This window comes from Psychrobacter sp. ASPA161_9, assembly GCF_051970275.1.
Lineage (GTDB): Bacteria > Pseudomonadota > Gammaproteobacteria > Pseudomonadales > Moraxellaceae > Psychrobacter.
In genome coordinates, this window is record NZ_JBEFNI010000001.1 from 314,143 (window position 1) to 338,263 (window position 24,121).

A 24,121-nucleotide genomic window follows, 5' to 3' on the forward strand; every position below is an offset into this window, starting at 1 on the left:
ATTCTTATTTTGAGTATGATTTTTTGAGTGCTTATTATAGCAAAAAGCCAGCGCATTCGTCTGGCTTCTTGCTGGTTCAAAAATGACTTAACGTCCGCTCAATAATCAATTCTAATTAAAGATTAATTAAAGACCGATTAACCACTAATCATTTTTGCGGCGCATATGTGGAAATAAAATCACATCACGGATGCTGGCAGAGTCAGTAAATAGCATGACCAAACGATCAATACCGATACCCTCACCTGCTGTTGGGGGTAAACCGTAAGATAAGGCTTCAATATACTCTTCATCAAAATGCATGGCTTCCACATCGCCAGCATCTTTTTCAGCGACTTGACCACGGAAACGTTCTGCCTGATCAGCCGGATCATTGAGCTCACTAAAGCCATTAGCCAATTCACGACCACCAATGAATAGCTCAAAACGATCGGTGATTTCAGGATTGTCATCATTGCGGCGCGCTAATGGTGAAGTCTCAGCTGGATATTCTGTAATGAACGTTGGCTGACGTAATTGATGCTCAGCCGTCTCTTCGAAGATGATAGTAATTAGTTTACCGATACCAAAGACGTCTTTTACTGGTTGCTTAAGCGTGTTCGCTACATAATCCGCTAAGTAATCACGGTCATTGATACGCGACATATCAAAGTCTTCAGCATATTGCGCAATAGCATCTGACATTGATAGACGTGCAAATGGCGCTTGTAGGCTGATACTTTCTTCTTGATAAGTAATTTCAGTAGTGCCTAAAATGTCCATCGCCAGCTTATTAAATAGACGCTCGGTTAAATCCATCAAATCATGATAATCAGCATAGGCCTGATAAAACTCAATCATGGTGAATTCAGGATTATGGCGCGTGGATACACCTTCGTTACGGAAGCTGCGGTTAATCTCAAATACTTTTTCAAAACCACCAACGACCAAGCGTTTTAGGTAAAGCTCAGGAGCGATACGTAGATACAACGGCATATCTAGCGCATTGTGATGCGTCACAAATGGACGCGCAACGGCACCACCTGGGATAGGATGCATCATCGGCGTCTCGACTTCCATGAAGCGCTCATTCAACATAAACTGACGAATGCCGCTGATCACTTGACTGCGAATCACAAACGTATCACGAGTCGTCTCATTGGTCATCAAATCAAGATGGCGATTGCGATAACGCGCTTCTATGTCAGCTAAGCCATGAAACTTATTTGGCATTGGGCGTAGTGATTTGGTCAGTAAATTAAACTCTTCAATATGCACATATAAATCGCCTTTACCTGAGCGACCAATATAGCCTGATACGCCAACGATATCGCCTAAGTCTAACGACTTGATGCTCGCGAGCGTCTCTGGATCCAACTCTTTACGTGCTACATATAACTGAATACGACCAGTCATATCTTGAATGACAATAAATGCCCCGCGGTTCAGCATGACGCGCCCAGCCACATTGACCTGTGTTTTTTCACCTTTAGCAGCGTTATCTTCAATCTCTTGCTTTGATACGCCTTCAAAGGCTGCTTGCAAGTCTTGCGCATAATCAGTGCGTTTAAACTGATTTGGATAAGGCTGTTTACCTGAAGCGCTAATATCATCTAGCTTAGCTTGTAGCTGAAGGATAAGCTCATTCGCTTCTTCTAAAGTTGGGGCTTGGTCTTGGTTTGGGTTGTTGGGCTTTGACATAACACTCTCAAAATTGTTGGATAATTAAATGCACACATTAAAATAATAAATTTATCTTGATGACGAGCTGCTGATTATCATGATAATGGCTGGTAGATTTATTTTACTAGCTACTTATTTTCTTACTCACCGCCGATACTGGCCATCAAGTCCGCTTGATGCTCACGTAATAGTGAGTCTAGAATCTCATCCAAATCACCTTCCATAATTGAATCAAGCTTATATAAAGTCAGATTGATACGATGGTCAGTCATACGCCCTTGCGGAAAGTTATAGGTACGGATACGCTCTGAGCGATCACCACTACCGACTAAGTCACGACGGATAGAATCTGCTACATCGACTTGCGCTTGAACTTTAGCTTGTTGAATTTTAGAAATCAGCATTTTCATAGCATGAGCACGGTTTTTATGCTGACTGCGTTCTTGCTGACACTCTACCACGGTACCGGTAGGAATGTGAGTTAAGCGTACGGCTGAGTCAGTAGTGTTAACGTGCTGACCACCTGCGCCACTGGAGCGAAACGTATCCATTTTTAGATCTGCAGGATTGATATCAACGCTGTCATCGATTTCAACTTCTGGCATTACTGCAACGGTACAAGCTGAGGTATGTACACGGCCTTGACTTTCAGTCTCGGGTACACGCTGCACACGGTGAGCGCCTGATTCAAACTTTAGACGACCATATACACTGTTGCCTGACACACGACTGATAATTTCTTTATAGCCGCCATGCTCACCTTCATTAGCTGACAGCACTTCCACCGTCCAGCCTTGAGTTTGCGCGTACTTTTGGTACATGCGGAACAAATCACCAGAGAATATTGCCGCTTCATCACCGCCTGTACCCGCTCGAATCTCTAGAAATGCTGGTACTTTATCATTGGGATCTTTTGGCAGCATCATGACGTTGAGCGCCTCTTCCATCTCTACGATGGTATTTCGGGCGTTATCAATCTCATCCTGCATCATCTCTTTCATTTCAGGGTCTGAGGCGTCCGCTAGCATACTTTCAGCATCAGCTTGATCGGCTTCTGCACGGCCATAATTCAACCACAAAGTAGTGATTTCCATCAAGTCACTGTGTTCAACCGACAGCTCACGGAATTTATTATTATCGCTGATAACACCAGGATCGGACAATAAAGCGGTAACCTCTTCATAGCGGTCTACCATCTGGTCTAAGCGCAAGCGCAAGGATTCTTTCATAAAAGGGCTTTTTCAAATGAGGGAAATAAGATGGCGATTATAGCAAATTTTTGCAGTGAAATTAAAACCACTGCGTAAACTTAAGCTTTATACCGATAAATAGCGCTAAATTTGCCCAAAATATAAATTTTAAACCATAAAAAATAGCCAAGATTGCTCTTGGCTATTTTATTTACTATAAGATTTGACAGTCAAAAAAGACTGTTTTTAAACCTTACGTACTATTACCGAACCAATAGAATAACCTGCCCCAAACGAGCAAATCACGCCTAAATCGCCAGATTTCAAATCATCTTTATGACGGTGAAAGACCACCATCGGGCTTGATGAGCTAGTATTAGCAAATTCAGCGATAACGCTTGGTACGATAGCTTTATCCGCCTCTTTGCCCATTACCGTACGCAAAATAAGATCGAGCATATTAGCATTGGCTTGGTGTAGCCACATCATTTTGACTTCACTTGGCTCAAAATCATTCTCTTGTAGATGCTGGAGTATAATTTCCGAGACTTTCGGGCAGACTTCACGGAATACCTTGCGACCATTTTGTAAGAACAACTTATCCGTTACTGGCTCTTTGATATCAGGATACATTTGCGTTTCAGCCGCCAAGAACTCTGAGCGATCCATAAAGCCGTATTCGTTTTTGATATTAGTTGAGAATTCAGTAAATAGTTTACTGCTTAAAATCTCATAGCCTTTAGGCGTGTCCAATTCTTCTACAATACAAGCAGTTGCGACATCACCAAAAATAAAGTGACTGTCACGATTACGCCAGTTTAAATGTGCAGAGGTAATCTCAACGTTAACCACAGCGACACGTTTAGCGAGACCAGATGCAATAGAACCATGTGCTTGTGATAGTCCGAAAGTCGCGGCACTACAAGCAACGTTCATGTCATAAGCATAGCCGCCAACCATCCCAATTTCTTTTTGAATCTCAATAGCGACTGCAGGATAAGTGCGCTGAAAGTTTGAGCAGGCAAGTATAATACCGTCTAAATCATTGGCTTCGAGTCCTGCATCAGCAAGCGCGTCTTTGAGGGCTGCTGCACCCATTTCGGCCATAATAGACAGCTCCTCGCCCAGATTACGATAAGCGATGACTGGTGCCATAATTTCAGGATTTAAAATACCTGCTTTTTCCATCACATAACGTGATTTAATGCCCGATACTTTTTCAATGAATTCGGCTGATGAATGTTGAAGTGCAGGAATAGTGTCATTGGCTATCTCGTCAGCATGTTGCTCGTTATAATTGTCAACATACTGGTTAAATGACTCTACTAGCTCTTCATTACTAATGCTAAAGGGTGGTATATACAGGCCAGTGCCGGTGATACAAGTCGTCATGATAAGCTTCCTTGTCTACTACTATTTGGCTTATGAATAAGCGTAAAAAAAGAGAAAATAGCGCAAGTCTAATTTCGGTGAATAACTGTAAACTTAAAATCGATGTCTTTATTATGCCTGAATATTATTATTTTTCTAATACTTTGTTACAAATAATCAATTTCACGTCAATAATTGGCAAAGGCTGACGTCATCGCTGCCTAGCTACTATATAATTAACCTCAATAAAAAGTATTTAATTTTGTCAAAATAATAGCTAGGGAACATAATGGAAGATCTTCTTAATTGGTTATTCGGACAGTACGCCGACTATCCTACACTCTTTATTATACTCGAAATCATTGGCGTTATCTTTGGAGTGGCAAGCGTGTTACTTGCCCGCAAGCTCAGTGTACTAGTCTTCCCTATTGGTCTGGTTAGTACCGCTATTTTTGTATATTTGCTATGGGAATGGCAGCTATTCGGCGACATGTTTATAAATGCTTATTACACGATCATGGGATTATATGGCTGGTTTAACTGGTCAAAGAACAAAGAGGCAGTCAGGGAGAGCAATAAAGGTGCTAGTGAAGACGAAATCAGTATTGAGCATATTCAATCAAGTGATATGCCAATCATGGCACTATTAGCGGTTGGGACAGTAGCCTTTGTGGCGCTGGTTTATTATTTCCGTCCCGTGATTAACAATAACTTTAGCTTCGATGGCGCAGTACTAGGGATGCATTTATTTACTTGGGTTGATTATACCGATATGCTGACCACCGCGCTGTTCTTAATGGCCATGTGGCTGATGGCAAGCCGAAAGATAGAACATTGGTTACTTTGGATAGTCGCCGATGCTATTTCAGTGCCGTTATATTTCTATAAAGGCCTTACCTTTACCGCACTACAATACGTAGTGTTTACTCTCATCGCAGTTTGGGCATATTATGAATGGCAACGACGCTACCGCATTCAATCTCACGCAGCATACGCATAAATCGGTCATCAAGGTTGCCATCTTAGGTGCAGAAAGCACTGGTAAGACTACTTTATCTCGTGATTTGGCAGCATATTTTGGTAGCCCTTGGGTGCCAGAGTATATGCGTATTTATTTGCAGGAGAAATGGGATAACGAGCAAGTGACATGCACTTGGGACGATTTGTTACCAATTGCCCAAGGTCAAATTGATCTGGAGAATAAACTTACCCAGCAAGCGGCTCAAAACCTGCAACCTAGCCGAAACCCCAATCCTAACCCTGAGACTCAAAAATATCTATTCTGTGATACCAGTTTGTTTGAGCTAATGGTTTATTCTAATTGGTATTATAGCGATTGTCCTGATGCGCTCACACAGGCAGCACTGTCACATCATTACGATTTAATACTGCTAACAGCAGTAGATATTCCTTGGGTCGCTGATGACTTGCGAGACAGTCCGTATCAACGTGAAGAGATAAGCGCTTATTTCGAAAGTCAGTTAAATTGTCATGAGAAAAACTTTAAGCGAGTTGGCGGTGATAGAGGAGAACGAGTTCGTCAAGTTATAGGATGGTTAAAGGAATTAGATAGTTAATATATCAATGCTTAGGCTATTTTATTAACAATTAATTTATGTTGATAGTCATCAGTCCTGCTATCACCACACTCAAACTATCGTTTATTAGGAATTTTTTTGAAAGCTACGTTATACACGATTATTGCTCTAATAGCTTTTGCCGCAAACTCTCTGCTTTGTAGGATGGCGTTAGCTGAAGGCTATATTGATCCTTGGAATTTTACTATTATTCGCCTATTAGGTGGTGCTGTTTGCCTTACAATAATCATGAGCGTGCATACACGCAAGCTAAAACATAAACACACTGTTAATAGTAATAATACCAATACCGCAGCTATCGCAATTTTAGAAGATCCTATTTTGCAAGACAAGGGCAGCTGGTTCAGCAGTATAAGCTTGGTGGTTTACGCGCTTTGCTTTTCGCTCGCCTATGTGGAGCTTGATACTGGCACTGGCGCGCTTATTTTATTTGCAGCAGTCCAGTTCACGATGATTGGCTGGGGCATCTACCAAAAAGAGCAATTAAGTACAGTGCAATGGGCGGCTCTTTTTATAGCCTTTACAGGTTTTGTTTACTTGATGCTGCCTTCAGCGGCAGTGCCTTCGCTTTTTGGGGCAGTGATTATGGCAATGAGCGGCATTGCATGGGGAATTTACAGTATACGCGGCAAAGCCTGTGTATCCCCTCTTCGCGCTACTGGTTTTAACTTTATCAGAAGCCTTGTCGCGCTTCCCCTATTGTTATTGATAGGAATAAGTTATCTAGCAGATGTTAGTACAGAGGGTGTCATATTAGCGGGCGTATCAGGAGCAATCACCTCTGGCGTTGGCTACAGTCTTTGGTATGTAGCGATGCCGTTGTTAAAAAGTACCCAAGCAGCTGTTGTGCAGTTCTGTGTGCCAGTACTGGCAGCAATACTAGGTGTGGTGTTTTTGTCTGAACAATTAATCCTGCGATTTATTATTGCCAGTGTGGTTATTCTAGGTGCTGTCTCGGTGTTTGTTTTAAACAAGAAAAAACCTAAACTCTCTATTCAAATAAAAACCAGTGAATAGTCGCTCGCATTAATGAAAAAAACCGTTTAGGCAATACCTTGAAACACTTTGAATACCATATTAATGGTAAACAACAACGCGAAAAAAAACGCTATATTGTAATATACTGCTTTACATCTCAAACGATAAATTTACCAACATTATTGAGGATTATTATGAAAAAATTATTAGCCGTAGCACCTTTCGCAGTACTATTGTCAGCCTGTGCAACTAACGCACCAACTGTTACAACACCGACTACCAATGCTCAACAAGTCGTTCAATCATTTACATGTGAAGACGAGGGTGTCATTACTGCTACTTACGCAGCGAATGGTCAAGCTGCAGACTTAAATGTTACTTTGCCTAAAGTTGGCTTGAGCAATGCAAAAATCACAATGAAACAAGCTGTATCGGGTTCTGGCGCTCGTTATGTCAACGATGTTAATCCTAAAACGACTTACGATTGGCAGACTAAAGCTGATTTTGGCATCATGACTGTAAAATCTGATAACGGTCAACAATATCAAGTTAATTGTAATATCTAATTAATAATAACAATCGTAGTTATTACAAATAGCCATTAGGAAAAGCCCGCGTAATGTATTACGCGGGCTTTTTTGCGCATTACTTATAACGTTTTGATGACACTTTTTCAACAGCGCTTTATAGCAGCTCTGTTTAATAAAGGAACGAATGCCGACGTTAAAAATATGGCGAAATTTCCTTTATTAAAAGCTGTCTTTTTATTTCAAACAATGATGACGTGCAACCATGTATGAACAAAGCTTATATTTCCATAAACTTTCCATCTAATCTACATATGTTCTCTCTATACCCTCTCTATGATGTTATCTAATCCATTGACAATATTAGTAGCCGTCGATTCAAACATCATTTAGAGGAATGCGCATGCAAAAAACACTGCTTAATAAACTGTATATCATCGTTGGCCTTTGCATAATCTTCGCTGTTGGTCTGACTATGTTTCGCACTGTGATCTCCGAACGACAACATTATGCAGATATCGTCGTAGCAGAGATTGCCGAGCAGCACGTCAATCCGCAAGAGGTTATTACCCCATTTATCGCTATTCCAACCACTGTAACGCCAGAATGCTTAGTAGATTTAGAAAACGCTACTAAATGTAAGCCGTCCTATTCAGCCATCGAAACTCTCTTTGCGACTCAAACACAGGCCATAGAAAATCTTAAGGTCAGTACCGACACTTATCAGCGCGGGGTTTATCATGCTACCAGCTACGATGGTGATATAAAATTTGACCAAAACTATGCGTTAGGCCAATACGTTAAGGATTTAAACTATACACCTAGTATCGACCTTAATGCTAATGAAACCCAAGCATCGTTAAATACAGAATTGAATACTGATAAATTACAACCAAAACAGACGGTTTTTCATTGGGACGAAGCCAAGCTGATTATTCCAGTGTCAGACTTACGCGGCGTTGCCATAACACCAACGGTAACCATTAATAACAAGCAAATCAAAGCGACTTACCCGAAAACACCTATGATAAAAGGCTTAACGTACGTTGAAGTTCCTGTTCCTCAAGACATTTTAAATTCTCAAGATATGATAAAGCCATCAAATAACGGTAATTTGGTTGGGCGAAATGGAACAGGTGACATTGGTGATAACTTAGCCAGTCAAAGCTTATCCATTAGCCCTGATAACTCGCAAACTTCTAATCTAAGTAACGATGCTGCTAATGCTGTAGTTAGTAGTACTGAAACTGTCATTAGTGAAGCTGACAAAGCTAGCAAAACTGATGCGCTTAAAACTGGAATGATTAAAATTATAATCGACCTGCCTTTATCCGGCATTAGCAGCCTAAATACAGTACCGACTGGGCAAAGCTTTACACTAGCGATGCAAAGCAACTGGCATGCACCAAATTTCATTGGAAAAGCGCTGCCAAATATGAAAAACTTTACTTCCAATGGCTTTGAAGCCAACTGGCAAAATGAATATTTGACTGTTGCCAACAATCAACGCCTATCACAGTGTTTAAGCACACCTAACAATCAATGTAGCGTCATAAGTAAAGCGGGTAATCCTTTAGGTATTGATGATGTAGTATTGGTAGAAGAAGGAACATCAACTTCTAGGAATTCAAATAGTACCCATTTAAACAGCTTTGGCGTAAGTTTTGCTGAGCCTAATGATGTCTATCTGCAAACTGAGCGTACCTTAAAGTATGCATTGCTATTGATATTGGTCTCGTTCGGTACATTCTTCTTATTTGAAGTGATTAAATCTAGCCGCATCCATCCTATACAGTACTTATTGGTCGGCTGCGCCCTATTGGTTTTTTATGTCTTATTACTGCCGTTAGCTGAGCAAATCTCCTTTTGGAAGGCCTATGCGACTGCAGCGACTGCTTGTGTCGGCCTGATCGGTTGGTACACCTACTATGTGCTCAATGGGGTAAAACGAGCCCTTATTTTTACTGCGATACTAGCAGGACTATACGCTGCCTTTTACGGCATTTTAACAGTAGAAGATTTAAACTTGCTGCTTGGTGCAGTATTCTGCTTCGTTGTACTCGCCAGCGTTATGGTCTTGACTCGTAAAATTGACTGGTATAAAGTCACTTAACTGTCATCAAAAAATGACCAATAAATAACGATCAAAAACATTTATAAAAAACGAATAAAAAAGAGCAAAGGTAGCCTTATGTTACCTTTGCTCTTTTTCTTATATAGCAGTTTCTCTAGCAATTTTACTTTCTTCTACCAACATATTGTACGACAGCACTTAAACCTTGATGATGTTTGCCTTCTGAAATCATGCGCTGTTTTTCAACGCCAATAATTTCTTCTAGCTCAGCCAATTCTGTCTGCAAATTTTCTAGTGAATTAAAACGTTCCTTTTGCGCAGCAGGTGGTCCGCCGACGGCTTCCATATCAAGTTGCTGCTCAGTATAAGCCTCGACAATGAATATGCCATTTGGTTTTAGTGCTGGTGCAATCTGCGCATTAACGTACTGACGAACAGTTTCAGGCATATGCGCCCAAATAGAGACAATCCCATCCCACTCTCCTACCCCAAATTGATAATCGGCTAAGTCAGCTATTTGAGTGATGATTTCAACGCCCCGCTCACTAGCCAGTTTCAAGGCTTTATTTAAACCCACATCGGATAAATCCATGGCAGTCACTTGATAGCCTTGCTCAGCTAAAAATACCGCGTTCCTACCTTCGCCTTCTGCCAAACACAGTACTCGTCCACCTGCTGGTATGTGCTGGAACTGCTCTTCCAAAAAATCATTTGGTTCTGTACCAAAAGCAAAGCCTGGTTCGCTGTAGCGTTCGTTCCACATATCGTTTTCCTTTTCTATTTTATTTAGCATTCTAATTATTATAGTTATATTACCGTGGGTACAACTTCATGGAAACTGTAATTTCGAAGATAAAAATACTCACATTTATAACAGTCATAATTAATCTAGAAATAATTATGCATTGATTAACCTACGCTTGCTAAGCGTAATAGCAATGTAAGAAAAATATAATTAAAAGCATGTTATAACAGTGGAAATAAAACTTTAAATTAAGTTTTTCTTAATATAACCTACCGTACTATTAGAATAACTACATTGATATCAACTCATACTGGTTAAACGTGAGCTATTGAGTACGTAATTTAACGTGAAAGAAAAACACCTGATTTCAGAGGCATTTTTACAACCTTTCAGAATATTTATAAATTTTAGAGGAATTTATGAGTTTAAAAAATACCAGTTATAACTACGGTACTATAGCAAAATGCTTGCATTGGGGATCGGCTTTATTATTCTTAGGTGCTTATGCTAGCGTTTATTTTCGCCATTGGTTTACGGTAGATGATACGCCTATTAACTGGACGGCGCTTCAGCTACATTTATCTTTCGGTGTGAGTATTGCCGTTTTAGTGGTGCTGCGTATTATCTGGCGTATCATGAACCTTACCCCAGACGAAGAACCTGGCACTAAGATGGAACATCTCGCAGCCCATGCTGGACATTTCGCTTTATATGCGGTCTTGATCATTATGCCAGTTACAGGCTATTTAGGTTCTAAAGTGAATACGGAGTTTTATTTCTTGTTTGATATTCCGATATTTGAGAGCACTTCATTGTTCCGATCTGTCATCCGTGATGGGATGGGTATCAGCTATGAGGCATTTGAAGCACCGTTAGATTTCCTTCATAAACAAGTATTCGGTAAGTGGTTGGCTTGGATGCTCGTCGTAGGACACATTTTGGCAGCTTTATATCATCACTATGTGAAAAAAGATCGGACGCTTATTAAGATGACGAGTGGGAAGTGAAAGATGACATTCTGATAGAGTTATGTTGATAAAGTAAAACCCACAACTTTAATTGGTCGTGGGTTTTTTATTGAGTTGTCTAAAGTTCGCGTAGGGTGCGCCTAGCGCACCGATAAGAAGTATATCGCATGAAATTGGTGCGTGAGAGACACCCTACGCGCATTTAGTTTTTAGTTGAAAGCACACTAACCACGATTGATATTTGCAAAATCATAGCTTTACAGCTAGCCGTGATTGAAGCGGTAACTTGGTGGGCTGTGGGGCATATAGCGCCTTGCACGTCAGAAAATCACAGATTTTCTCTTGCGTTGGGGCAAAGCGGTGCTTTGCTTTATCCCGCCTCAGGTCGCTCGGATGTTGGAACGCTACTGTGTTTAGGCGCTGTGCCTCATAGCTCATCAACTACAAGCGAAAAGCGCGATTGGCTCCAAAATATTTAAGACCTCAAAAAATCGATGGGTTACGCATCCGCTAACCCACCTTATCCCACATTTTACTCAAACGCTTAGGTGACACTGCCATACGAGTTTTCATCGGTTGGGCAAACAGTTGAATGCGATATTCTTCCACCATCCAACGATATTCACTAATCGCCTTATCACTAGCGCGATTGCCCAATCGCTCCATGTGTACGTCCAACGCATAGACACCGTCGAGATCAGCTTCAAGATTGTGCTCAAGGCGTTCGATACGAATTTCCAGCGCCTCTAGATAGCGCGGATACTGCTGCCAATGGCTATAATCCATCCGGTAGACAAAGTTGGCTAGATGCAAATCCTCTAACTGGTCTTCGATATCATCGATAGACTCGCCAAACACTTCACGGTCAAGCATCAGCAGACTCTGACGAATACGTTGCCAGCGGGTATAGACATTTTTGAGGGTTTTTATAACGCTTTGACCGGTTAATAAGAAGTTGCTTAATACCACATCGAGCGTTTGGCTATATTCCTCAGGGGTAAACGGCAGCTCTTCGCTCAGTCCAACCGCGATATCATCCGCGCTCTCAGGTAGATCGGCGCTATGATCGAATAAGACATAATGCTCTTCAAGTGCCGCATCTAGTGTGGCATCGATGACGATGGTTTTTAACTTTTCCATATCACCCAGCGGTGCAAATGCCAATTTAAATATCTTATCGACTTGGCTGGTCAGCTGTTTTTTCTTGGCGCCAAGCTTACCTTTAATTAATGTCAAAACCCCGATACGGTGCGCCTGTAATGCAGCATTTACATCGGTATATTGATGAATCGATACTGCCTCACCCGACGCGTCTGCGACCAAAGCAGCAAACTGCTTCATTACTACGCCTGCACTATGATGGTTTTTGCTAAAGGCAAAATGCTCAGGGAACTCCGTATGCGCGCCTTGTTGCTCGTTCACTGCTTGTCTGGTTTCAGAGGCATGACGAATTTGTAGCGTTTGCAGGTCACGACCCTTTTCGATAATGCGGTTCTTGTCATCGACCACGCAGATTTGCGGCTGCAAATAGCGATCAATGCTAGACGGATCAAACTTATCAGGCGTGACTGACATAATGCCGCGACGATTTAGCGCTTGGCAAAGCTGCTTAAGCAATCCTTGTCCGCCCTCTGGCTGTAGCTCATCAAACAAGCTATCAGCAGTGTCGGGAATCGGTACGATTTGGCGGCGGATGTCTTTGGGTAGAGATTTAAGCAATTGCAATACCAGCTCATAGCGCCAACCGGGTACGCCCCACAATAGCTCAATGGCATCTAGCTGCGGTAACGCAACGAGTGGCACTCGAATGGTCACGCCATCATCATCGCTGGCAGGGTCAAAGATATAACGTAGCGGCAGTTTTAAATCGCCCAACTGCCAGATTTCTGGGAAGTCACCTGTGGTCGGCGCTTGACTATTGAGCACGTCATCATCAGTAAAGAATAAATATTTGCTATCATTCTTCTCTACCTCTGCGCGCCAATCTTCAAAAGCTTTACGACTGGCAACATGCTCAGGAATCTTTTTATCATAGAACTGGTATAGCGTCTCTTCATCAACGAGCAAATCACGGCGACGCAATTTATCTTCAATGCGTTCAATGTCCGCAATTTTGTCCATATTGTGCTGTAAAAACGGCGCTTGGCGACCAAAGTTACCCGTGACCAGACCATCACGTATAAAGATTTCTCGTGACTCTATAAGATTGACTTGTTCATAATTAGTCAACTGCTTACTGATAATAATCAGCCCAAACAAACTAATTTGCGCGTAGGCTTTGACGCGACCCGTCTTCTTCGACCAATGCGGCTCAAAGTAGTGATATTTTAATAAGTCACCGGCGGCTGAGATAATCCATTCCGGTTCAATCTTGGCAACGGTACGCATAAAGACTTGCGAGGTCTCTACCATCTCAAAAGCCATGACCCAAGGCGGTATTTGTTTAAATACCGTACTGGCTGGGAAGATTTTGGCTTTTTGTTGGCGAGCTGCTAGATACTCACCACGATTCTCGGTTTTATGAGCAATGATGGACAACAACCCTGTCAATAAAGCTCGATGTAAATTGGCATATTTGACGGCTTTAAGTTCTTCATCTTCAATCGCGGTAGGATCGCTGGTAGTGTTATCTATAGAGGCATTCTTATCATTACCTCTATGAGCAGGTTTTACATCATTAACGTCAGTCAGCTTAAGCTCAGTAACCATTTGTACCAACTGGCGATGAGTTTGATGCCATTCACGCACCCTTGGAAAGCTCAAATAGTTTTTCTTCGTAAACTGCTTACGCTGATTGCCAGACAACTTATTGCCGTCTTCGTCTTTTTCAAACAGTGCTTTCCACAGACTTAAATAGAATAAAAAATCAGAGTCATCTTGACGAAATTCTGCATGCTTTTGATCGGCTTGCTGACGTTTATTGGCTGGACGTTCACGCGGATCTTGCACGGCAAGCGCTGCCACAACGATAAGCATTTCACGAATACAATCAAAGTCAGAACCGGCAACCAGCATACGTGCCAGCCTTGGATCAATTGGCATACGTGCCATCTTTTGACCAGTAGGAGTCAGACGTAGATGATCGAGACCTTTTTTTGGTTTTGGCTTGTTGGTTTGCTTAGTAGAAGTTGCTTCATCTTTAGACGTAATCGCCCCTAACTCATCGAGCAGTTTATGCCCATCAGTGACCAAGCGGCTATCAGGTGGCTCAATAAAGGCAAAATCATCGACACTACCTAAGCGCAGGTTTGCCATCTGTAAAATAACTGACGCCAAGTTAGTACGTAAAATTTCAGGTTCCGTAAATTCAGGACGACCAGTGAAGTCCTCTTCACTATACAGACGAATACAAACACCTGGCGCGACACGACCGCAACGCCCTTTACGCTGATTGGCAGCGGCTTGCGAGATGGCTTCAATCGGCAGACGCTGTACGCGTGAGCGATAAGAATAGCGTGATATTCGTGCAAAGCCTAAGTCAATGACATAGCGAATACCGGGTACAGTAAGCGCGGTCTCAGCAACGTTGGTGGCGATAACGATACGCCGACCGCGACCTGAGGGTTGAAAAATACGTTGCTGCTCTTCGTAAGTCTGCCGTGCAAACAATGGCAACACTTCAGTATGCTTGGGTCCATGACGTTCAAGCACGTCTTGGAGCTCACGAATCTCTGCTTCAGTGGCGGCAAATATTAAAATATCCGCTTGGTCGGCATGACCTTTATTTTGCGCATCGCTGAAGCATTCTTCAACTGCGGCAACCACCGCACGCGGTAGATTCTCTTCAAAGTCGTCGTAGCTGTCATCATCCGAGCTATTCACCGGCTCATCAGTGAGCGGACGGTAACGAACTTCCACTGGAAAACTACGGCCTTCAACATTAAAAATCGGCGCAGGGACGTTGCGCTTGAGCTTATTATCATAACGGCTAAAGTATTCACTAAAGCGCTTGGTATCAAGCGTTGCTGAGGTAATAATGACTTTTAAATCGGGGCGTTTTGGTAGCAACTTTTTCAGATAACCCATAATAAAGTCAATGTTTAAGCTACGCTCATGCGCTTCATCAATAATAATAGTATCGTATTTACTTAAAAATCGATCATGACCCAATTCCGCCAATAAGATACCATCAGTCATAAGCTTAACAACAGATTGCGCCGTACCTTGCTCATTAAAACGAATTTTAAAACTGACCGTATTACCAAGCTGCTCGCCCAATTCTTCGGCGATACGGTTTGCCACACTTCTAGCCGCTAGTCGCCTTGGTTGGGTATGCCCTATTTGCCCAGTAATACCGCGTCCTGCCAACATTGCCAATTTCGGCAATTGCGTTGTTTTACCAGAGCCAGTCTCCCCTGCGACGATAATGACTTGGTTATCGATAATAGCCTGAATTAAGTCATCACCACGTTGACTAACGGGTAGATCGAGATTTAACTTAGCAGGTAAATTTTCAGGAATACTATCCATACGTGCTTGCACCGCTTGCTGTGAGCGGGTTTTAATTTTGTCATACTGCGCACGTTTTTTAGTGAGCTCATCAACTACTTTATTATCAGAGTCGCTACTGGCTTTCTTATTCTTAGCAACAGCAGCACGCGCCAGCTCACGCTCTAAGCGACTTAAATAGTAACTGTCTTTAGCGAGTACTGGTAAATCAGCAGAAATATCAGCTTGAAAAGACGCTTTATCACTGTTTACTGTAATATTTGAATCTTCGTTATTTAAGCTTATAGAGTTATTTGTTTCGCTAGCTGTGTTTTCAATAAGGATTTCTGAGACACTCTTAGAAGTATTGGGCATATTTACTTAGGCTATTTATTATTTGAAAGTAGTTAGATTATGGAGGTAGTTTGGGTGTGATTCAAGTTGGTTGTGGTGTTTGCTTCGCAACTGCAAAGTCTTTTACCTATTTTCAAAACGCTTATTCAGAAATTCTTCAAGCTCATCAGTCATATCATTAAATTTAATCAGCAATGCCTGTTTGAGAATCATCCAATACGGCTTAAAACTATAAAAACAGCTAGATAGCCAAATCAATCACTACTAGTATAAACAGTCTGTTGACTGGTAGCAGCTCCCGTAAAGAAAGTCTGCAATTTTTGCAGTGGTACTCTAGGAAAAGGTAGGTGTAGCGACAGTATTAACCTCTCAAACGCTACTATCTCATCAGCTAATGCGCGAGCGATGTCCGGCCCAATCTGTGGATTTTCATAAAGATTATCAATCAGCCAAGTTAATTGCGGAAAACTAGCATTGTTATGAACCTGATAAAGAGTAGGCATTAGGTCATCGGGAATTTGGCAGCGCGTTTTACGAATCATGCCGTTCTTAAAATACATATTTAGAGCCATATTAGAGTAACTTCCTTAAATTTTTGATACTGAGATAACCAACGTACTCTTTATCGTCATCAGCATTTGCAAGTTCATGGCTATCATTATCAATATGTTCAATTAAAATCTGTACGTTTGAGATAAGGTCATTGACGTTATAAATATCATCAATATCCACCTCAAACTTATCATCGATATGCGAGGCTGCGTTGAAAGGTGAGTCTTTATCTTTATAATTGAACTGTTTGTAAAATTGACTTTGTTTGGCTTGTTTAATAGCATCGGCTTGAGTAACAGCAACGATAAGTAACTTGTGATGAAACTCCTCAAAACTGCCCTGCTGATAGCCACCTAAATTGATAAAAAACAATTTTAAACCGTTAGCACTCTCTACTTGATTGTTTGACTCAACCAATTTGATACTATAATTATCGACTTTGCTAATGGCTCGGTACGAATCAATATGCCATTTATTTTTTACTTCTGGCCAATGGCTGTTGATGTCTGCTATCAACTCGCTGACTTGGTTAGCAACTCCAAAGAAAATATCATGCTGCTCAATTACCCGACCCTTAGGGCGAGCGCCTAGTTGAATCATGAATAATGTTAGCATAGAGAATTGCCTTATAGATGAACAATTTTGTAGGTAAAATAATTTTTGAAAAGAATAAACGTTAAGTTGCTTTAAATTTAAGATGACCCCGATTTATAACGACTCACCCCAGCAATAATCGTCTCCTCAATCACCCTATCGTCACCGAGCATCATCATTACAAATAATCGTTCTTCAAGGGTTTTAGTCTGTGCCATACGTCTTTCTAACAAAGGCGTTCCTGCCATATCTATCACGACAAAATCAGCTTCCTTATTAGGCATAAAGTTACCGATTTTATCATCTAGCATCAGCGACTGCGCATTGCCCAAGGTAATTTGATATAACCCTTGATGAGCGGACAGTTGGTTGTTCTGTAGCTGCTGAACTTTATAGGCTTCTGACAAGGTGACGAGCATCGATAAACTGGTTCCCGCCCCTACATCAGTGGCAATACTGACGCCGGTATAGCTTAATGTTTTAGGTAGATCAAATAGTCCACTACCTAAAAATAAATTGGACGTTGGGCAATGCGCTATCTGGGTGCCAGTTGCGCGAAGCCTTTCATACTCTGAGGTTTCAAGGTAAATGCCATGTGCTAAAGTGGTATAACGACCCAGCAGTCCCATATCCTCGTAAACATCTAAGTAGCCTTTATGTTTGGGATAGAGCTTACGTACAAAAGCAACCTCATCACGGTTTTCTGCCAGATGTGTTTGTAGATAAACATTATCATAGCTGGCATAGAGCTCGCCTGCTAATTGCAGCTGTGTTGGCGTTGAAGTAATAGCAAACCTTGGGGTAATCGCCACATGTTGGCGTCCACGACCATGCCAATTATTAATAATGTCTTGCGTGTCTCGAATGCTCTGTTCAGCAGGCACACACAGATGCTCAGGGGCGTTTTGATCCATCAACACATTACCCGTAATCATGCGAGTATTAAGCCTGTGGCTTTCAGTAAAAAAGGCTTCTGCGGACTGAGGATGACTAGTAGAAAACACCATGGCACTGGTCGTGCCATTGGCGAGCAACTGATTTAAAAAGAATTGCGCGGTATCATGGGCAACCTTTGGATCACCAAAATTGGCTTCAGTGACAAAAGTATAATTATTAAGCCAGTCAAGTAGCTGCTCACCGTAAGCCGCAATCATATCTATCTGCGGATAGTGCACGTGGGTATCGATGAAGCCCGGCATAATCAGCTTATCTCGATAATCATGAATCTTTACCGTTGCTTGATCATTAGTTTCAGCATAATTCGCTAACATTGCCTCGCTACTACCATAATCTACAATGTAGCCTGTCACATCATCTACAACCAGCGCACCATTAGCAATATACTCAGGATAGACGTTCACGCCCGCAATAACTGGTAATAGCGTTATGCTTTTATCAATGGTTGCTGTATTTGGATAATTAGAAGATGTTGAGTTGGGTTTTTCAGCATGCGCACGCTCAGCCACTTGATTCAGATCATCTTCGGTAAGATAGTGCAGGAGCTGCGCTTGATAAATATGTAGAGCCATGGGTAAATCTCCCGTCACTTGGTCATACCAAACGTTTTGGTTAGAATTTAATAGTAGAGGTAGAAATCAGTATTGATGGTCTATCACTTATAGATTATTTTTGATGATAATGCTGCAAAATTTGCGCAGTGATAGATACAGCAACGGCCATAGGTTCTTTACCACCGATTGGTAGTCCTATGGGCATAGTTAGTTGATCGACTATCTGCTTATCATAACCACGTTGCAGCAGACGATTTTTAAAACGCTCTGCTTTAGTTGTCGAGGCAATACAACCGATATAAGGCATAGATATTTTTGAATAGTCATTATCTAGATCGTTACCTAAATCATCATTATCGAGACTAGTTGCTAAACGATTTGCCTCTGAACTAGCATCCAAAGCGGCACGTACTAACTCAAAGTCCAGACTATGATCATGGGTCATAACCAAAATAAAACGCTGACCGCTTTGTTCAAGAAATGGCTCAATAAACGGGCGAATGAAATCAACAGGATCATCGTCAATATGCGGACGGATATGGGCAGGAAGATTATAAAGCTTAGGCTGATTTAAGCTTGGCTGGGTTTCTAGTGTTTGAGTTAAGCCTTCTGTTTTAATAGATTTATTTGGCAAATTAGAATTTTCTAATAAATAACGCTCAAACATCTCAGGGCGACTATCTACCCAATCGACTTGGCAAGGTAGCTCTGCCAGTATCGTCATCAACGCTGCTGCCACATGCCCTGCTCCAAATACCAATATCGACATCGGTGGCGTCACGTTGAAACATTCAAACATAACGGTGACACTACCACCGCAGCACTGCGCCAACTTTGCGCCTAGCGGATAATGCTTGGTATAAACAGTATCGCGTCTTACCACTTTAGATGGCGTCGAATCACTGTCGTTATCATTGTCATTGTCGATACTCTTATTGACACCTTTATCTCTTTTAGAAGTTTTTGGTATGGTTGTATCTATCTCACCATTTAGCAATTGCCGTGCTGTCGCAACAATATCATGCTCAAGACCGCCGCCACCGAGCGTATCGCAGCAGTAATCCTGTGTGACCACCATTTTGGCCTGTAGCGCTCGGGGCGCAGAACCATTGACCGCAACGACAGTCGCCAACACGTGCGCAGATCCTTGCTGCTGATATTGTGCTAGACCATCATACCAACGTACTGGTATTGGCACTGGTGGCAATAATGAATTATTCACTGTGCGTAGGCTCACTATGTGCAGGGCCTCTTGAACCCGCTACGTTAGGATGCTCTATCGCTTCTGGCTGATTGTCGACTGTCTGACCTTCGACCTCTGGCGGATCGATATCTTCGGCATGCGGCACGAGTTGTGGCTTAACTTTATCATCGTCAATACCGCAGTCGTCCTCCTCATCTTTAGTCAAACTATCAAGCGCATCAAAGTTTACATTCGTGTCAATTTCCCACGCCTCGCCTTGCATGCGCATCACCGCTTTTAATACCGCCTCTGGGGTCGCGGGCATCGTAAGCTCTGGGTTTTTCTTATAATCACTCAAGCTTGCAACTGCATTATTGATCGCACACCAAACGCTAGCTGCCAGCATAAAAGGTGGCTCGCCAACTGCTTTAGAGTTATAAATGGTTTGCTCTTCATTTTTACGATCGTACAGTTTAACTTTAAATTGTTTTGGCAAATCATGTGACGTTGGAATCTTATAATTGGCAGGACTATTAGATGCTAGCGTGCCCTTTTTATCCCAAGTAAGCTCCTCCGTTGTGAGCCAACCCATGCCTTGCACAAAGCCGCCTTCAATCTGTCCAATATCAATAGCAGGATTAATCGACTGCCCTGCATCATGCAGGATATCGCAGCGCAACACTTGATACTCACCAGTTAACGTATCTATTTCAACTTCAGAACACGCAGCACCTAAAGCAAAGTAAAAGAAAGGTCGACCCCACGCTTTAGAGCGGTCGTAAAATATCTTTGGCGTTTTATAGTAGCCAGTAGAAGATAGACTAACGCGGTGCTGATAAGCTAACTGCACCATTTCAGCAAAAGTGAAGTCTTCTTTATCACCAATATAGACATGATTGCGCTCAAAACGTATGTCTTCTTGCGCCACCTCAAAATACTCAGCGGCAAACTCGACAATACGTGCCTTAATGGTTAAACAAGCGTTCTGTGCTGCTTTACCGTTGATATCGGTGCCTGATGAAGCCGCAGTCGGCGAGGTATTGGGTACTTTATCAGTACGCGTTGCAGATACTTTTACGGTATCCAAATCCACGTCAAACTCATTGGCAACGATTTGAGCAATTTTGACAAATAGCCCTTGCCCCATCTCCGTACCGCCATGATTGAGGTGAATACTACCATCGGTATAAATATGTACCAGAGCGCCTGCTTGATTCAGCGTCTGCACGGTAAACGAGATGCCAAACTTAACAGGCGTTAAGGCAATGCCAAGACGTTTGTCGCTACCTTTAGCTTCGGCTTGCTCATTGGCTTTTATAATTTGCTGGCGACGCTTATCATAATCACAGTCTTTTACCAATGTATCCATAATCGTTGCCAAATCAAAATGCTCGATTGGCTGACCATAGTGAGTACTTTGACCATTTTTATAAAGGTTCGTCAAGCGCACTTGCAAAGGATCTTTGCCTAAAGTATAGGCAATATGATCCATCATATATTCAGCAGTCATCAAACCTTGAGGCCCACCAAAACCTCGGTAAGCAGTGTTCGACACCGTATGTGTCTTGCAGCGATGTCCTGCCACCTGCGCAGCTGGATAATAGTAAGCGTTGTCACAGTGGAACATCGCTCGATCGACGATAGCATCGGACAAGTCTGGTGCATAACCACACAAGCCAGCAAGTTGCATATCGATCCCAAGAATCTGTCCTGATTCGTCAACGCCGACCTCATAACGGTTAGCAAATTCGTGGCGTTTACCGGTCACTACCATATCATCTTGGCGATCCAAGCGCATACTGACAGGTACATTGTGACGCTTGGCAACGATACCGCAAAAGCATGCCCATGCCGCTGCTTGGGTCTCTTTACCGCCAAAACCGCCACCCATTCTGCGTACTACCGTATTGACCGCATGAAATGGCAAATCCGTCACCTCAGCGACCAACTGCTGCACCTCACTCGGATGCTGCGATGAGGTATAGACTTCAAGCCCGCCATCATCACAAGGCACGACATAGGACACTTGTCCTTCAAGATAAAAGTGTTCTTGCCCCAGCATATGAATATGGCCTGCGATACGCATAGGCGCATTTGCAAGTGCTGCATTGGTATCACCGCGCTGCATAAAGTGACTTGGACGTACAAACTGCTCCTGCTCTAAAGCCTCATCAATACTCAGTATCGCTGATAATGGCTCATATTCTACAACTGCTTTGAGCACCGCCTTTTTTGCGGCACGATGAGTGGTTGCAACGACCAAAAACAGCGTCTGACCCACGTATTCTGTGATCTCATCCACCATCAACGGCTCACCGTCGAATACAGCGCCGATATCCGTCTGAGCGGGTAAGTCTTTAAAAATTAAAACATCAATCACCTCGTCAGCTGCTTTAACAGCGCTGAGATCCATACTCGTTACACGAGCATGAGCGTGACTGCTTTTACCGACTGCCAGATGTAAAGTGCCTTGCGGCTTTAGGATATCATCCACATAGGTCGCCGTCCCCATGACGTGACTTATCGCACTATCATGTTTGGCAGAAGTGCCAATTTTGTTTTTAGGCGGACGTACGCGGCGAATACTGTAACTGTCAAATAAGGAAGATTGATGGCTCATGATGATTCTCTCTCAGTTTGCGTCTCTTTTATCAGCTGCTTGCCACACTTCATCAACAAACGTTGTACCACATGCAAGCGATATTCACGACTGGCTCGGACATCCGTTAATGGTGAGACATCCATCGGTAGTGCTTTTGCAGCCTTCTTAAAACTTGCAATCTCGAGGGGCTGGCCTAGGAGTGCTTGCTGGCAATTCTTGGCTAATAATGGTATAGCCGCCATACCGCCCAGACCTATTTTTGCATGGTCAATAGTCATACCCTCTGCCGACAGATCGATTCTTACGGCAACCAAACAAGCAGAAATATCATCTTCATAACGCTTACTAATTTTATGAATAAATAGATGCTGATTATCCTGCATCAGTGGCATATGGATGGCAACAATGTAACTGCCTGCTCGTAGTTTGGTCTTTTTATAATCTAGAAAAAATTCTGATAAAGGTATTATCTCGTCGACATAAGATGTTTTGTTATGTTCATTGCTTTCATCCTTAGCACTGGCATCTTCGCCACCAACATCTATATTATTGGGGCTACAATGACGCAAATGAATGCGTGCCTCTAACGCCAGTAAAATCGGCGGTAAATCTCCTATTGGTGAGGCATTGGCAATATTACCGCCAAGCGTACCCATATTACGTATTTGCGGTGAAGCCGTTCTTGCGAATAGTGCTGCAAAAGCAGGATAGTACTGCTCAAGTATTGGCAGCATTTGCTGATAGGTCATGCCCGCACCAAACGTCAATTCTTGTACTGCTGCTTTATTATCAGTGGAATTATCTAACCCAGACAACGACTTTGAACCAGTCGTTGAGCTAGACTTTGAAGCAGAAAGCGACCATGTTCTTAGCTCATCAATAGCAGACAGCTGAATAATCACTTCATGATCAACCAAGTGCTGCGTAATGCTTAACCCCAAATCCGTACCACCGGCCCAAATTGTTGCACTTGGATATACGGTTAATAGCTGATTAAGCTCATCCACTGTCTTTGGAATGAATAGCTGCCGCGACCCTTCAGCAAGGGCAGGCTCAATAGTTGACGCTTTATTCGAGGTATCCAATGATGCAGTTTTAGGTAACGACTGACTGTTACTCACCATCGCATTCGTAGCTAAGCTTATGGTTAAATCTTTTGCTACCATTTTATCAGCCGCTCTTTGCTGACCAATTTTACCCATCGTCAGTCCTGCTTCGATAATGGGTCGATAACCGGTACATCGACATAGATTTCCTGAAATTGAAGCGACAATATCATCATAACTTAGGTCGTCATAGCTTAAGTTGTCATTAGCTGGCTGACCGTTTGCACTGCCCTGCTTGGCATTTTTTTGTTGTTGCATACGATGGTTTTCATACAAATTCGCAAGTGACATCACAAAACCAGGGGTACAAAATCCGCATTGCGAGCCATGACAGTCAACCATCGCCTGCTGTGCAGGATGTAATAGCGCCCGCTCTGGGTGATGTGCTGGATTGTCCGCTAAATAAGAAGCGGTCATTAAATGATGACCATCCATCAGCGACAATAGAGCAATACAGGAGTTGAAGGTATAAAAAGGAGTGCTGTCACTAGAATCGCTTGTCGCATGATTAGGCAAGCGTTGCGCCATAATGGTACAGGCGCCGCAATCCCCACTACCGCAGCCTTCTTTAGTATCAGTTTGATGTTCGTGCAAGCGCAGATACTCAAGTACCGTTGTATTCGGATTGAGGTGGCTTATCTCATGACGCTTTCCGTTCAGATAGAAACTAATCATAGC

The 24,121-nt window shown here is 42.6% G+C and carries 17 protein-coding genes; 6 read left to right on the plus strand and 11 right to left on the minus strand.

The window, feature by feature from the left end:
• Window positions 1-144: 144 nt before the first annotated feature.
• From lysS to ACTQ9S_RS01195, 3 genes are all read right to left on the minus strand, one after another.
• Window positions 145-1,680: a lysine--tRNA ligase gene (gene lysS / locus ACTQ9S_RS01185; protein ID WP_440453373.1), complete on the minus strand. Its 1,536-nt coding sequence runs from the start codon at window positions 1,678-1,680 to the stop codon at window positions 145-147.
• 122 nt (window positions 1,681-1,802) lie between these two features.
• A complete protein-coding gene (gene prfA, locus ACTQ9S_RS01190; protein ID WP_068035963.1) occupies window positions 1,803-2,891 on the minus strand; it encodes a peptide chain release factor 1 in 1,089 nt (362 codons plus the stop codon).
• Window positions 2,892-3,098: 207 nt separating this feature from the next.
• Window positions 3,099-4,244, minus strand: coding sequence for a beta-ketoacyl-ACP synthase III (locus ACTQ9S_RS01195; protein ID WP_068327899.1), 1,146 nt, complete (start codon window positions 4,242-4,244; stop codon window positions 3,099-3,101).
• A gap of 268 nt (window positions 4,245-4,512) precedes the next feature.
• Between ACTQ9S_RS01195 and pnuC the strand changes: the two genes are divergently transcribed.
• From pnuC to creD, 5 genes are all read left to right on the plus strand, one after another.
• Window positions 4,513-5,223 carry a nicotinamide riboside transporter PnuC gene (gene pnuC / locus ACTQ9S_RS01200; RefSeq protein ID WP_440453375.1) on the plus strand — a complete coding sequence of 237 codons (711 nt, stop codon included), beginning with the start codon at window positions 4,513-4,515 and terminating at the stop codon, window positions 5,221-5,223.
• Window positions 5,174-5,800 (plus strand): AAA family ATPase, encoded by a 627-nt coding sequence (locus ACTQ9S_RS01205; RefSeq protein WP_440453377.1) that lies wholly within the window; start codon window positions 5,174-5,176, stop codon window positions 5,798-5,800. The genes pnuC and ACTQ9S_RS01205 overlap by 50 nt, the downstream gene beginning before the upstream one ends.
• Window positions 5,801-5,899: 99 nt before the next feature.
• Window positions 5,900-6,838 (plus strand): DMT family transporter, encoded by a 939-nt coding sequence (locus ACTQ9S_RS01210; RefSeq protein WP_440453379.1) that lies wholly within the window; start codon window positions 5,900-5,902, stop codon window positions 6,836-6,838.
• A gap of 155 nt (window positions 6,839-6,993) precedes the next feature.
• Complete coding sequence (locus ACTQ9S_RS01215) at window positions 6,994-7,365, plus strand: MliC family protein (RefSeq protein ID WP_068327910.1); 372 nt, start codon at window positions 6,994-6,996, stop codon at window positions 7,363-7,365.
• A 364-nt stretch (window positions 7,366-7,729) separates the two neighbouring features.
• Complete coding sequence (gene creD / locus ACTQ9S_RS01220; protein ID WP_440453381.1) at window positions 7,730-9,439, plus strand: cell envelope integrity protein CreD; 1,710 nt, start codon at window positions 7,730-7,732, stop codon at window positions 9,437-9,439.
• A gap of 124 nt (window positions 9,440-9,563) precedes the next feature.
• Here creD and ACTQ9S_RS01225 read toward each other — a convergent pair whose 3' ends face one another.
• Window positions 9,564-10,163: a class I SAM-dependent methyltransferase gene (locus tag ACTQ9S_RS01225; protein WP_440453383.1), complete on the minus strand. Its 600-nt coding sequence runs from the start codon at window positions 10,161-10,163 to the stop codon at window positions 9,564-9,566.
• 401 nt (window positions 10,164-10,564) lie between these two features.
• On the opposite strand from ACTQ9S_RS01225, the gene ACTQ9S_RS01230 reads away from it, so the two are divergent.
• A complete protein-coding gene (locus tag ACTQ9S_RS01230) occupies window positions 10,565-11,152 on the plus strand; it encodes a cytochrome b (RefSeq protein ID WP_440453384.1) in 588 nt (195 codons plus the stop codon).
• A gap of 471 nt (window positions 11,153-11,623) precedes the next feature.
• Here ACTQ9S_RS01230 and hrpA read toward each other — a convergent pair whose 3' ends face one another.
• From hrpA to ACTQ9S_RS01265, 7 genes are all read right to left on the minus strand, one after another.
• Window positions 11,624-15,916 carry an ATP-dependent RNA helicase HrpA gene (gene hrpA, locus ACTQ9S_RS01235; protein ID WP_440453386.1) on the minus strand — a complete coding sequence of 1,431 codons (4,293 nt, stop codon included), beginning with the start codon at window positions 15,914-15,916 and terminating at the stop codon, window positions 11,624-11,626.
• A 233-nt stretch (window positions 15,917-16,149) separates the two neighbouring features.
• Window positions 16,150-16,467 (minus strand): hypothetical protein, encoded by a 318-nt coding sequence (locus tag ACTQ9S_RS01240; protein WP_440453388.1) that lies wholly within the window; start codon window positions 16,465-16,467, stop codon window positions 16,150-16,152.
• A 1-nt stretch (window position 16,468) separates the two neighbouring features.
• Entirely contained in the window at window positions 16,469-17,062 is a 594-nt protein-coding gene (locus ACTQ9S_RS01245) for a DUF1543 domain-containing protein (RefSeq protein ID WP_440453389.1), read from the minus strand.
• 77 nt (window positions 17,063-17,139) lie between these two features.
• A complete protein-coding gene (guaD, locus tag ACTQ9S_RS01250) occupies window positions 17,140-18,570 on the minus strand; it encodes a guanine deaminase (RefSeq protein WP_440453391.1) in 1,431 nt (476 codons plus the stop codon).
• Between the two features lie 94 nt (window positions 18,571-18,664).
• The gene (locus ACTQ9S_RS01255) at window positions 18,665-19,774 is read right to left on the minus strand and encodes an XdhC family protein (protein ID WP_440453393.1); all 1,110 of its coding nucleotides are present in this window, start codon (window positions 19,772-19,774) and stop codon (window positions 18,665-18,667) included.
• On the minus strand, window positions 19,767-22,355 hold the full coding sequence (gene xdhB, locus ACTQ9S_RS01260; protein WP_440453395.1) for a xanthine dehydrogenase molybdopterin binding subunit: 2,589 nt from the start codon (window positions 22,353-22,355) through the stop codon (window positions 19,767-19,769). The genes ACTQ9S_RS01255 and xdhB overlap by 8 nt, the downstream gene beginning before the upstream one ends.
• Window positions 22,352-24,118 (minus strand): xanthine dehydrogenase small subunit, encoded by a 1,767-nt coding sequence (locus ACTQ9S_RS01265; RefSeq protein WP_440453396.1) that lies wholly within the window; start codon window positions 24,116-24,118, stop codon window positions 22,352-22,354. Before ACTQ9S_RS01265 ends, xdhB begins: the two co-directional genes overlap by 4 nt.
• Window positions 24,119-24,121: the final 3 nt, after the last annotated feature.

Coding starts and splice junctions, on each gene's coding strand:
- guaD (WP_440453391.1), bottom strand. CDS start 18,570: ATGGCTCTACATATTTATCAAGCGCAGCTCCTGCACTATCTTACCGAA.
- ACTQ9S_RS01215 (WP_068327910.1), top strand. CDS start 6,994: ATGAAAAAATTATTAGCCGTAGCACCTTTCGCAGTACTATTGTCAGCC.
- ACTQ9S_RS01230 (WP_440453384.1), top strand. CDS start 10,565: ATGAGTTTAAAAAATACCAGTTATAACTACGGTACTATAGCAAAATGC.
- pnuC (WP_440453375.1), top strand. CDS start 4,513: ATGGAAGATCTTCTTAATTGGTTATTCGGACAGTACGCCGACTATCCT.
- ACTQ9S_RS01245 (WP_440453389.1), bottom strand. CDS start 17,062: ATGCTAACATTATTCATGATTCAACTAGGCGCTCGCCCTAAGGGTCGG.
- ACTQ9S_RS01195 (WP_068327899.1), bottom strand. CDS start 4,244: ATGACGACTTGTATCACCGGCACTGGCCTGTATATACCACCCTTTAGC.
- ACTQ9S_RS01240 (WP_440453388.1), bottom strand. CDS start 16,467: ATGGCTCTAAATATGTATTTTAAGAACGGCATGATTCGTAAAACGCGC.
- hrpA (WP_440453386.1), bottom strand. CDS start 15,916: ATGCCCAATACTTCTAAGAGTGTCTCAGAAATCCTTATTGAAAACACA.
- ACTQ9S_RS01205 (WP_440453377.1), top strand. CDS start 5,174: ATGAATGGCAACGACGCTACCGCATTCAATCTCACGCAGCATACGCAT.
- xdhB (WP_440453395.1), bottom strand. CDS start 22,355: ATGAGCCATCAATCTTCCTTATTTGACAGTTACAGTATTCGCCGCGTA.
- lysS (WP_440453373.1), bottom strand. CDS start 1,680: ATGTCAAAGCCCAACAACCCAAACCAAGACCAAGCCCCAACTTTAGAA.
- prfA (WP_068035963.1), bottom strand. CDS start 2,891: ATGAAAGAATCCTTGCGCTTGCGCTTAGACCAGATGGTAGACCGCTAT.
- ACTQ9S_RS01225 (WP_440453383.1), bottom strand. CDS start 10,163: ATGTGGAACGAACGCTACAGCGAACCAGGCTTTGCTTTTGGTACAGAA.
- creD (WP_440453381.1), top strand. CDS start 7,730: ATGCAAAAAACACTGCTTAATAAACTGTATATCATCGTTGGCCTTTGC.
- ACTQ9S_RS01265 (WP_440453396.1), bottom strand. CDS start 24,118: ATGATTAGTTTCTATCTGAACGGAAAGCGTCATGAGATAAGCCACCTC.